Source organism: Mycobacterium sp. (assembly GCF_050701675.1).
Lineage (GTDB): Bacteria > Actinomycetota > Actinomycetes > Mycobacteriales > Mycobacteriaceae > Mycobacterium.
In genome coordinates this window covers 1-11,525 of the sequence record NZ_JBOGDD010000284.1, presented here as the reverse complement: position 1 = coordinate 11,525, position 11,525 = coordinate 1, and the positions used below count along the sequence as shown (strand labels likewise).

The 11,525-nt window shown below is 67.1% G+C and carries 11 protein-coding genes; 8 read left to right on the top strand and 3 right to left on the bottom strand.

Translation table 11 applies throughout. The features are described 5' to 3' along the window. From ACRDUX_RS08400 to ACRDUX_RS08390, 3 genes are all read right to left on the bottom strand, one after another. Window positions 1-840: enoyl-CoA hydratase/isomerase family protein (locus tag ACRDUX_RS08400; protein WP_526412842.1), on the bottom strand; the 840-nt coding region annotated here is incomplete at its 3' end. Beyond that, the gene (locus tag ACRDUX_RS08395) at window positions 840-1,649 is read right to left on the bottom strand and encodes a FadR/GntR family transcriptional regulator (RefSeq protein WP_526412840.1); all 810 of its coding nucleotides are present in this window, start codon (window positions 1,647-1,649) and stop codon (window positions 840-842) included. The genes ACRDUX_RS08395 and ACRDUX_RS08400, both read right to left, overlap by 1 nt. Window position 1,650: 1 nt before the next feature. Beyond that, the gene (locus ACRDUX_RS08390) at window positions 1,651-2,304 is read right to left on the bottom strand and encodes a hotdog family protein (RefSeq protein ID WP_526412838.1); all 654 of its coding nucleotides are present in this window, start codon (window positions 2,302-2,304) and stop codon (window positions 1,651-1,653) included. 123 nt (window positions 2,305-2,427) lie between these two features. Between ACRDUX_RS08390 and ACRDUX_RS08385 the strand changes: the two genes are divergently transcribed. The 8 genes from ACRDUX_RS08385 to ACRDUX_RS08350 are packed head-to-tail and all read left to right on the top strand — an operon-like array spanning window position 2,428 to window position 11,508. Further along, complete coding sequence (locus tag ACRDUX_RS08385; protein ID WP_526412836.1) at window positions 2,428-3,258, top strand: enoyl-CoA hydratase/isomerase family protein; 831 nt, start codon at window positions 2,428-2,430, stop codon at window positions 3,256-3,258. A 15-nt stretch (window positions 3,259-3,273) separates the two neighbouring features. Then, window positions 3,274-4,077, top strand: coding sequence for an enoyl-CoA hydratase/isomerase family protein (locus ACRDUX_RS08380; RefSeq protein WP_526412834.1), 804 nt, complete (start codon window positions 3,274-3,276; stop codon window positions 4,075-4,077). Further along, window positions 4,077-4,859: an enoyl-CoA hydratase/isomerase family protein gene (locus ACRDUX_RS08375; RefSeq protein ID WP_526412832.1), complete on the top strand. Its 783-nt coding sequence runs from the start codon at window positions 4,077-4,079 to the stop codon at window positions 4,857-4,859. Before ACRDUX_RS08380 ends, ACRDUX_RS08375 begins: the two co-directional genes overlap by 1 nt. Then, window positions 4,859-6,349, top strand: a complete 1,491-nt coding sequence (locus ACRDUX_RS08370; protein ID WP_526412830.1) for a class I adenylate-forming enzyme family protein — start codon at window positions 4,859-4,861, stop codon at window positions 6,347-6,349. The genes ACRDUX_RS08375 and ACRDUX_RS08370 overlap by 1 nt, the downstream gene beginning before the upstream one ends. After that, entirely contained in the window at window positions 6,339-7,925 is a 1,587-nt protein-coding gene (locus ACRDUX_RS08365; RefSeq protein WP_526412828.1) for a class I adenylate-forming enzyme family protein, read from the top strand. Before ACRDUX_RS08370 ends, ACRDUX_RS08365 begins: the two co-directional genes overlap by 11 nt. Next, complete coding sequence (locus tag ACRDUX_RS08360) at window positions 7,918-9,495, top strand: class I adenylate-forming enzyme family protein (RefSeq protein ID WP_526412826.1); 1,578 nt, start codon at window positions 7,918-7,920, stop codon at window positions 9,493-9,495. Before ACRDUX_RS08365 ends, ACRDUX_RS08360 begins: the two co-directional genes overlap by 8 nt. Next, window positions 9,492-10,646, top strand: a complete 1,155-nt coding sequence (locus tag ACRDUX_RS08355) for an NDMA-dependent alcohol dehydrogenase (RefSeq protein ID WP_526412824.1) — start codon at window positions 9,492-9,494, stop codon at window positions 10,644-10,646. Before ACRDUX_RS08360 ends, ACRDUX_RS08355 begins: the two co-directional genes overlap by 4 nt. A 40-nt stretch (window positions 10,647-10,686) precedes the next feature. Next, window positions 10,687-11,508, top strand: coding sequence for a mycofactocin-coupled SDR family oxidoreductase (locus ACRDUX_RS08350; protein WP_526412822.1), 822 nt, complete (start codon window positions 10,687-10,689; stop codon window positions 11,506-11,508). Window positions 11,509-11,525 lie beyond the last annotated feature (17 nt).

Below are 11,525 nucleotides of genomic sequence, written 5' to 3'. Positions count from 1 at the left end.
CGCCTCCTTGGTGCCGTGCTGCGCTCGCGTCTTGACGAAGTTGAACTCACCCTCTGCGAACTGCAGGTTGGTGCCGTAGGCGTGGAACAGGTAACTGGCCACTTCCTCGCCCTGGTAGGCCTGACTCTGCTCGACCATGCGGAAGGCCTCTTTCGCGATGACGACCCCGTCGGCGGGCATCTTCGCCGCCTTCTCGGCCCAGTAGCGGGCCCGCCCCGTCACCGCGGCGGGTTCGCAGGTCTCGGTGAAGACACCGAGGTGTTCGATCACCCCGGCCTCGATGATGTCGCCGGTGAGCAGCATCCGCCGGGCCAGCACCGGGCCGAGCCGGTGGAAGAACAGGTGCAGGCTGCCCAATGCGGGGCCGAGGAATCGCGTCGCAGGCATGCCGATCCTGGTGTCGCGCGCGACCACGGAGATGTCGGTCATCAGCGCCATCTCGAACCCACCACCGAGTGCGTAGCCGCTGATCTCCCCCACCGTGACCTTCGGGAACCCCATCAGGTTGTGGTAGAAGCCGAATGACTTGCGGTCCACCGTAAGTCGTCTGCGCTGGCTCGGACGGCTCTTCTTCGGTGCGTCACCGTCCTTGCCGTCACGCTCGCCATACCAGCCGTACGCGTTGTTCATGTCGGCACCGGTCGAGAAGACGCCCTCGGCGCCCCGCAACAGCACCACCGTGATGTCGTCGTCCTCGGCGACGGCGTCGAGATGGCGGGCGACGGCGTCTCGCATCGTCGCGTCGTAGGAATTTCGCTGTTTCGGGTTGTTGAGGGTGATGGTGGCGATTCGCCGGTCGGAATCCAGCTCGAGCAGGACGCGATCGTCATGGGTCGTCATCAGTGGGACTCCTTGTCGGTGAGGTGCAGATGATCGGAGCCCGAGATCAGCTTCGCCTCAATGGTCTTGTCCATGCCGAAGGCGAGAGTGTTGCGCCGCGCCGCAGCGAGGTGATCCTGGGCCAGCCGAACCGCCCGCGCTCGGCTGCCGTCCCGAATCGCGTCGACGAGGTTGCGGTGATCACGCAGCGCGGCGCGCATGGTGGCCGGTTTCATGGGCGCGTCCATCGCGTCGGTCGACTCATCGCTCCACACCGCGGACTCGTGTGCCGACCAGATCAGCTCAAGCGATCCGATCAGCAGGATCATCGGTTCGTTGCCGCATCGGGACACCAGCGCCTCGTGGAACCGACGGGCATTGGGTACGTACCTTGCGGCATCGTCGAACTGCTCGGTCTGCAAGTCGATCTCGGCTTCGAGGTGGGGTACCACTTCGGTCAACCGGTCCTCGCGGGCCGCACACATGCCAGCGCAGACCGGCTCCAGGTACATCAGCGCGCCGCTGACGTCGGCGGGTGTCGAACCGCGCGACTGCAACACCATGCCGATCATGTGCGCGGTCCGCTCCGCAGCGGGCAGGTGTACGACGGCTCCCCCGACATTGCCGCGCCGAACGGAGATCAGGCCGTCGGTCTCCAGGATGTGGATCGCCTCGCGCAGCGCGGGCGGACTCACCCCGAACTCACCGAGCAGGCTCTCCTGCGCCGGGAGCACGTCACCCTCCTTCAGCCGCCCGGAGAGGATGTCGTCGCGCAGCCGGGCCGCGACGATCTCGGCGACCCTCGGCTGGCGGATCCGGTGGTTGATCACGTCACGGTCCTTCGATCCGACGCGCGCCGAACCTGGCGCCGGTCAGCTTCTCCGGAGGAAGTGCCACCGTTTCCACGATGCCGACGCACAACACCTCGTCATCGAGGTGAAGTCGGGCCGTCGACGTCAGCCCCCGCTCACCTTCCGTGCGTTCGATGTCGAAGGACAGTTCGGTGAGGATGGGCGTAGGCCGCCGGTACTTCACGGTCAGCGACCGCGTCTTGCCCGATAGTCGCGTCGCGCAGTTGTGGTGCTGCGTCACGCAATCGAAGAACACCCCGAGGAATCCACCGTGCACCAACCCGGGCGGCCCCTCGTAGACCACGGGAAACGTGACGCTGCCGGATGCGGTGTCGGTGGTGATCCGATCGAACCGGTATTCGGGGAAGCACGGGTTGTAGGCGCCGACGTCGAAGGCGTGGTCCAGGTAGAGCCTGCGAACCCCGTCCGGGTCGTCACCGATCCTCGGCGCGTGGTCCGGCGGCACTGCCGCGGCCAATTCGGTTTCCCACTCGGCGAGCCGGCCCAGCATCGCCTCGATGGTCGGATGATCGTTCTCGACGGCCAGCAGCAAGCCCGTGAGTCGCCGGAGTGCGCCCGCGACGGCGACCGTCCGTGGCAGCGGCTTCTCGCCGAACCGAGGCGCCTCGGTCACACGTCACCCCCTCGCCACCACCGATCTTCCGTCGGCGCGCTTTCCTTGCTAACTTGTACAAGATAGCAATCGTAGCGCCTACTGTATGGGTAACCGTAACGAAGCGGAAGGGCGGTTCCACGGGTGAGCCAAGGCAGCGGCGACGACCTCGGAGGTGCATCCGCGGACGGCTCGGTGACGGTGACCCGCGACGGTACCGTGCTCCGTCTGGTGCTGAATCGTCCCGATCGACGTAATTCACTCAGCCACAACATGATCGACACGCTCGTCGAGGCTCTGACCGCCGCGACTACCGACGACGAACTGCGGGCGATCCACATTCGTGGTGCCGGCGATGACTTCTGTTCCGGCGCCGACTGGGTGGCCACCAACTCGCAGGGGATGCGTCCCCGCACCGGCGATCTGGTTCGCCGGATCCCGATGACCGCGAACCGAGTCGTCGAACTCGTCCACACCATTGCCCTGCCGGTGGTGTGCACGGTGCGTGGCTGGGCGGTGGGTCTTGGATGCAATCTTGCCCTGGCAGCCGACTTCACCGTCGCGGCCGACGGGGCCGTGTTCTGGGAGCCGTTCGTCGAGCGGGGTTTCAGCCCCGATTCCGGCTCGACGTGGCTTCTGCCAAGACTGGTGGGTCTGGCCAGGGCGAAGCGCATGCTGCTGCTCGGCGAGAAGGTCAGCGGGACCGATGCCGCCGACTGGGGCATGATCCACCGAGCCGCCGACGACGCAGAACTCGACCGGCTGAGCGAAGAGCTGCTCGGCCGTCTGGCGTCCGGACCGACCGTCGCCATCGGGTTGGCCAAGCAATCCATCCGCGCGGGGCAGCACGCCACTCTGGAGCAGGCAATGTCACAGGAGCTCTACAGCCTGGAACTGTCATGCCGCACAACGGACTTCAAGGAAGGCCTGGCTGCGTTCCGCGAGCACCGCACGCCGGACTTCAACGGCAGATGACCGAAGGGAATTCACATGTCGTTCGACACGATCACCTACGACGTCGACCGCCACAAGGCCACCATCACACTCGACCGCCCGAATGCCCTCAACGCGCTCAGCCCGCACATGATCACCGAACTGCGCACCGCCTATGACGCGGCCGAGAACGACGACGACGTGTGGATCCTCATCGTCACCGCCACCGGCCGGGCCTTCTGCACAGGCGCGGACGTCAAGGAGATCCCCGGCGATGGAAAGGTGCTCAACGAGCGCCCCTACCTGTCCACCTACGAGCAGTGGGAGGCCCCGCAGGAGGGCACTCCCCCCTTTCGCCGGATGGCCAAGCCAGTGCTCGCGGCCATCAACGGGCTCTGCTGTGGCGCCGGACTCGACTGGGTGACCACCGGCGACATCGTCATCGCGTCCGACAAGGCCACCTTCTTCGATCCGCACGTCAGCATCGGTCTGGTCGCGGGACGGGAGATGGTGCGCCTGGCACGTGTGCTGCCACGGAACGTCGCGCTACGAATGTCGTTGATGGGCAAGCACGAACGGATGAGCGCGCAGCGCGCCTACGACCTCGGCATGATCTCCGAGGTCGTCGAGCACGACCGGCTGCTCGAGCGTGCGCACGAGATCGCCGACATCGTCAACTCCAATGCCCCGCTCGCGGTCCGCGGCACGCGGTTGGCGATCCACAAGACACTCGACCTACCAATGCACGAGGGCGAGATCCTCGCCGAAACCTTCCGCGAACGCGTGCTGCGAACCGAGGACGCGCTGGAGGGACCGCGCGCGTTCGTCGAGAAGCGCGCACCGGTCTGGAAGTGTCGCTAGTGGGGGCGCCATTCGAGACCGTCCTGCTCGACGTCGACGAGACCAGTCACGTCGCCACGGTGACTCTGAACCGACCGGAGCAGCTCAACGCCTTCAACCGGACCATGTGCGAAGAGATGGCCCGCGTGTGGCGTGCCGTCAAGTACGACGAACGCGTCAATGCGGTGGTGTTGCGCGCCAATGGCGATCGCGCGTTCAGCGCCGGACTCGACGTCAAGGCCTCCTACGGTCAGCCCGCAAACGTCTGGAACCACGAGGATCCCGGTGAACTCCTCAGCCCGAAGTGGCAGAAGATGTGGAAGCCGGTGGTGTGCGCCGTTCAGGGGATGTGCACCGCAGGTGCGTTCTACTTCGTCAACGAGTCCGACGTGGTGATCTGCTCGACCGACGCCACGTTCTTCGATTCGCACGTCAGTGCGGGGCTGGTCTCGGCGCTGGAACCGATCGGCCTGATGCGTCGGGTCGGTCTCGGCGACACATTGCGAATGGCATTGGTGGGCAATGACGAACGGGTCGGCGCGCAGACCGCATTGCGCATCGGATTGGTGACCGAGGTGGTCGCGGTCGATGAGCTGTGGCGGCGGGCCACCGAGATCGCCACGATGATCGCCGCCCACCCGACCTCGGCGACGCAGGGCACCGTGAAGGCGATCTGGGAATCGCTGGACAAGCCCTACCGTGCCGCGTTGGAGCAGAACCTCATCTACACCCGGTTGGGAAACCCGCTGGGCCAGGCCGAACTCGATCCTAACCGCAGAGCGCCACAGCCGAGGATCCGGTGATGGCCCACCGCCTCGCGCAGCGGGTCGCCGACGTGCTGGGGTTGGCGCCGGATTCTCCCGCCATCTCCTACGACGGCCGCTGGTGGACGTGGGGCGAGGTGGCCCAGCACGCGGGTCGGATCGCAGCGCTCACCGAGGAATGTGGCGGAACCCATGCACAGGTCGGAGTTCTGCTGCGCAACACGCCCGCTCATGTCGCCACCCTTCTGGGTGTGCTGCTTGCCGACGCGACGCTCGTGGTGGTCAACCCTTCCCGCGGCGACGATCGCATTCGCGCCGAGGTCACCGCATTGCGTCTGCCAGTCGTCGTCGGCACTGTGGACGACGTGGCGAGGTCGGTCGAATCCTCGGAAGCCACCACGGTGCTGACGATCTCCGACCTCACCGAACCGCCGACCTCGAGCCCTGCTGCGGTGCCCCCCGCTGGTGAGCGCAGGCCCGGCGTTGCCGTGCGGATGCTGACCAGCGGGACCACCGGAGCACCGAAGCGGATCGACCTCACCTACGACATGCTCGCCCGCAGCGTGCTTGGCGAGGACTCCGAGAAGGCCACCACCCCACGCGAACCGCGATACGGCGTCGCGATCGTCAACGCACCGCTCGTGCACATCGGCGGGGTGTTCCGGGTGCTGCAGTGCGTCACGGAAGCCCGCCCCTTCGTCCTGCTGCCGCGCTTCGAACTCGCGAGCTGGATCGACGCGGTGCGCACCCACCGGCCCAAGGCGGTATCGCTGGTCCCTGCCGCCCTGCGAGCCGTGCTGCACTCCGAGCTGACCCGCGATGACCTGGCAGGCATCCGAGCCGTCACGTCGGGCACCGCACCGCTGTCGGCCGAGGACGCCGACGCGTTCACCGACAAGTTCGGCATACCGGTCCTGACCTCCTATGCCGCAACCGAATTCGGTGGTGGGGTGGCCGGCTGGACGCTGGCCGACCACGACAGGTACTGGCAGGCCAAACGAGGCAGCGTCGGCCGGGCCAGTCTGGGTGCACGGCTTCGGGTGGTGGACGATCGGGGCAATCCGCTGGAGCCCGACGAACCGGGTCTCCTCGAAGTGAAGCCGGGACAGTTCGGACCCGGCGCCGACTGGATCCGCACCACCGATCTGGCGCGCATCGACGGCGACGGCTTCCTGTGGATCCTTGGCCGCGCCGACCAGGCGATCATCCGCGGTGGATTCAAGGTGCTGCCCGACGACGTGCGCACCGCGCTGGAGAGCCACCCCGCGGTGCAGGGCGCGGCCGTCGTCGGGTGCCCGGACCACCGCCTTGGTGAGACACCGGTCGCGATGGTCGAGCTTCGGGCCGAGGCCACCACTGCGGAACTGGTGGAGTTCCTGCGAACGCGGCTGGCACGGTACGAGATTCCCACCGCCATCGCCGTGGTCGACGACATCCCGCGAACACCGTCGGGCAAGGCGGACCTCGCCGCGGTACGACGCCACTTCTCCGAGGCCGTTGGCACCCCGGAGACGTGTCATGCTCCCTGACCGCCCGACCATGGCGGAGCTCATCACCCGGCAGGGTCACCTCCGAGGGGCGCATCCGCTGCTGGTGTGTGACGCCGAGCGCCTCGATTACGCCGGTGCCGAACGACGTTCGGCGGTGATCGCACGTGGCTTGATCGCCCTCGGCGCAGGCAAGGGCACCCACGTCGGGCTCCTCTACCCGAACGGCGAGGAGTTCGTCGTCGCCATGCTTGCCGCCGCGCGGATCGGCGCCGTGGTGGTCCCGTTCACCACCTTCGCGACGGCGCGCGAACTCGGCGAGCACCTGTCGGATGCCGACGTCGCCATCCTGCTCGCCACCCGGGCCTACCGGTCCCACGACTACGTGCGACGGTGCCGCGAGACTCTCGGCCTCGAGTCCTTCGATCAAGAGTCGTTCGACGGGACTCAGCCGCTGTTCACTCCCGCTGCACCGCAATTACGCCACGTGGCATTCGACCTCGAGCACGTCGCGCGGCTCGCCGCCGCCGTCGACCCGGCGCTGCTGAGCGCGATGGAGGACGACGTCGACGGCTCTGACCCCCTGGCCATCGTCTACACCTCGGGGTCGACGGGTGCGCCCAAGGGCGCCGTGCACACTCACTCGTCGCTACTGCGGCACCAGGAGAACCTCAACGAGGTCCGTCGGCTGACGGCAGCTGACCGACTGTTCTGCAACTCGCCGTTCTTCTGGATAGGTGGCCTGGCCTTCGGCCTGTTCGCGACGATCGTCGCGGGATCCACTCTGGTGTGCTCGAACGCCACGGACCCCGCCGAGACGCTCGACCTCCTCGAAGCCGAACGGCCCACGATCGCAAACGGTTTCACGGCGACGGTCGCACATCTCGCTCGGCATGACACGTTCGCCAGACGCGACCTGTCGGCGATGCGGCGGGGCAACCTCTACCCGATCATGCCCGCGGACGCACGCCCCGCCGATCCCGAACTGCGACACAACATGCTGGGCATGACCGAGGCGGGGAGCACCCTCCTGATCAGCGCCGACGAGTCCGACCAGGCCGAGGAGCGGCGCGGGTCCTTCGGTAAGCCGGCGCCCGGATTCGAGATCGAAGTCGCCGACCCGGAGACGCAAGTGGGAGTCGAAGAAGGTGCGCTGGGTGAACTCCGGATCCGCGGTCCGCATCTGATGCAGCGCTACCATCGCCGCAGTCGCGAGGAGTGCTTCGACGCCGACGGATGGTTCGCCACGGGCGACCTGGTGTGCCTCGACGTGGACGGGTTCGTGTACTTCATCGGGCGGCGCGGGGCCATGATCAAAACCGCAGGCGCCAACGTCACACCCGCGGAGGTCGAAAAGGCCGTCTGCACCGTCACGGGCGGCGCCGTGTCGTACGTGATCGGCATCCCCGACCCCGATCGCGGCGAAGTGGTCGGCGCGGCGATCGTCGTGAACGTCGGCGAGGGATTCGACGAAGACGCTCTGCGCGCCGCACTCTCGTCTCAGCTGTCCGCCTACAAGGTCCCGCGCAGAATCATCGCCGTCGCTGCCGCCGACGTTCCACTGCTCTCCAGCGGCAAGGTCGACACCCGCCGACTTCGGGGCTTGTTCGATGTCTGACACCATCGACCACCTGCTGCGCCTGCACGCGCACGAGCAGGCAGAAAAGCCCATGGTGATCGACCCGATCGATCGGGTCGGATACGCCGAAATGGAGTCCGCCACCAGGGATCTCGCCTCGAGATTCGTCAACTCCGGGGTCCTCAAGGGCACCCGCGTCGGATTGATCATGCCCAACGGGGTGCGGTGGGTCCAGATCGCGCTTGCGTTGACCCGCATCGGCGCCGTGCTGGTGCCGCTGAGCACGCTGCTGCAGCCACGGGAACTCCTGGCGCAGTTACGGGTCGCGTCCGTCGAGTACCTGGTGGCGGTCGAGGAGTTCCGGGGTCATCGGTACGTCGAGGAACTGGGCTCCGCGCTGGACCTGCCCGAGGTCCGCGACGGGGTGATCAAGCACCCCACACTGCCGGCCCTGCGCCGCGTGTGGACGTGCGACTCGTTGGCCGGCATGGCCACTGGAGAGTGCGCTTCCCGCGTGATCGATGCCATGACGGCCGCCGTCACCCCCAGCGACCCTCTGGTCATCATGTTCACCTCGGGCAGCAGCGGACCTCCGAAGGGTGTGATCCACTCCCACGGCAACGCCCTTCGTGCCGTGGCCTCCAGCCTGGAGCCGCGTTGCATCGACGCCGACACCCGGCTCTACCTTCCCATGCCGTTCTTCTGGGTCGGCGGCTTCGGCAGCGGTGTGTTGTCCGTATTGCTGGCCGGCGCCACACTCGTCACCGAACCATCGCCGCAACCGCGGGCGACGCTGCGGCTGCTGGAGCGGGAGCGCGTCACTCTGTTCCGCGGTTGGCCCGACCAGGCCGAAGCGCTGGCAAGACAAGCGGATTCAGTGGACGTGGATCTGTCCTCCTTGGAGTCCGGAAGCCTCGAGGCACTCCTGCCACCGGTGCTCCGCGCCCGCCCTGGCGCGCGCGCAAGACTCTTCGGCATGACCGAGGCGTTCGGGCCGTACTGCGGCTACCGCGCGGACACCGACATGCCGGCGTCGGCGTGGGGTAGTTGCGGCCAGCCGTTTTCGGGCATGGAGGTTCGCATCGTCGACGTCGACGACGGATGGCAGGTGGAAGCGGGAAGAATCGGGATGATCCAGATTCGGGGCCCGCACACTCTGCGCGGAATCTGCGGGCGCAGTCGTGAGGAGGTCTTCACCGCCGACGGTTTCTACCCCACCGGCGACCTCGGCCGCCTCGATGACGACGGTTTCATGTTCTACCACGGCCGGTCCGACGACATGTTCAAGGTCAGCGGTGCCACCGTCTACCCCAGTGAGGTCGAGCAGGCCCTGCGGTCCGTCGACGGAATCGACGGCGTCTTCGTGACGAACGTGCCGTCCGAGCGGGGAGACCGGGTCGGTGCTGCGGTGGTCTGCGACACCGCGACCATCACCGTCGAATGGCTTCGCGGCATCAGCCGCACCCTCCTGAGCTCCTTCAAGGCTCCCACCGTGTGGCTGCTGTTGGACTCCGACGATGACGTCCCGCGGGGATCCACCGGCAAGGTCGACATCCGCCGATTGCGCGCAATGCTCACCGAAGCAGACGAATTGGAGGCACACCGATGAAGACCAAGGGCGCGCTCGTCTGGGACTTCAACCAGCCATGGTCGATCGAGGAGATCGAGATCGGCGAGCCGCGCAGGGGTGAGGTGAAGGTGCAGTTGGAGACTGCCGGGCTGTGCCACTCCGATCATCATCTGATGACCGGGGACATCCCGATGGCCGCGTTCCCCATTCTCGGCGGCCACGAGGGCGCTGGCGTCATCAGCGAGGTCGGTCCCGACGTCGAGGATCTGGCGGTGGGCGATCACGTCGTCATGTCGTTCATTCCGGCGTGTGGCAAGTGCGTGCCGTGCCAGACCGGTCTGCGCAACCTCTGCGACCTGGGGATGGGCCTTCTCGCGGGCGCCTCCGTCGCGGATGGATCCTTCCGCGTGACGACGGGCGGCAGAGACGTCGTGGCGATGTCGCTACTTGGTACGTTCTCGCCGTTCGTGGTCGCGCATCAGACCTCGGTCGTGAAGATCGACCCCGACATCCCGTTCGAGGTGGCGTGCCTCGTCGGCTGCGGTGTCACGACGGGCTACGGCTCCGCGGTGCGCAGCGCAGCAGTGAAGCCGGGTGAGGACGTGGCGGTCATCGGGGTCGGCGGAGTCGGCAACGCGGCCCTGCAGGGCGCCCTGATCGCCGGCGCACGAAGGGTGTTCGCGATCGACCCAGTGGGATGGAAGCGCGAGCAGGCGATGAAGTTCGGCGCCACCCATGCCTACCCCGACGTCAAGAGCGCGATGGGCGCGATCGCCGACGCCACCGACGGCCGGATGTGCCACAAGGTGATCGTCACGGTCGGTCGTGTCGACGGCCGCGAGGTGGAGTCCTGGATGGGCCTCACCGCCAAGGCGGGGACGTGTGTGCTCACTGCCATGGGCAACGTGCTGGCCACCGAAACCACCCTCAACATGGCTGGCCTGACGTTGCTGCAGAAGAGTTTGCGGGGCAGCCTCTTCGGCGGCGGAAACCCGCAGTTCGACATTCCGGAGCTGCTGGCGCTCTACAAGCTCGGCCAACTCAATCTGGACGACATGGTGACCCGCGAGTACTCGTTGGAGCAGATCAACGACGGCTACCGGGACATGTTGGAGGGCCGCAACATTCGCGGTGTCATCCGCTACACCGACGTGGACCGCGGGTGGCCCCCGTACAGTCGATCTTCGTGATCCACCACAATTCTCGCTACGGCACCACGAAGGAGCACGCATGACGGGTCGACTCGAGGGCAAGGTCGCGTTCATCACCGGGGCGGCAAGAGGGCAGGGTCGCGCGCACGCGGTCCGGATGGCCGCCGAGGGGGCGGACGTGATCGCGGTCGACATCGCGGGCAAGCTCCCCGACTGCGTCCCCTACGACCCGGCGAGCCCCGAGCAACTCGACGAGACCGTCCGACTGGTGGAGGCCACCGGCCGGCGGATCGTCGCCTCGGTAGTGGACACGCGGGACTACGACGGGCTCCGTGAGGCCGTGAGCGAAGGCGTCGCCGAGCTTGGCCACCTCGACGTCATCGTCGCCAACGCCGGCGTCTCCGCCCCGCAGGTGTGGGACGAGATCACGCCTGCCGACTTCCGGGACGTGATGGACATCAACGTCACGGGCACCTGGAACACCGTGATGGCAGGCGCCCAGAAGATCATCGACGGCGGGCGCGGCGGCTCGATCATCCTGATCAGCTCGGCGGCGGGAATCAAACTGCAGCCGTTCATGATTCACTACACCGCCAGCAAGCACGCCGTGACCGGTATGGCGCGGGCGTTCGCCGCCGAACTCGGCAGGCACTCGATCCGGGTGAACAGCGTGCACCCCGGCGCGGTCAACTCCGACATGGGCTCCGGCGACATGATCGGTGCCATCGGCCGGACCATGGAGACCAACCCTCAATTGGCTCACATGAACACGCCGTTCCTGCCCGTCTGGATGGCCGAACCGGAGGACATCGCCAACGCGGTGCTCTGGCTTGCGAGCGACGAGTCGAAGCTGGTGACCGCCACCGCGATGTCGATCGACCAGGGCGCCACGCAGTACTGAGATGCTCGGGCCTTCAG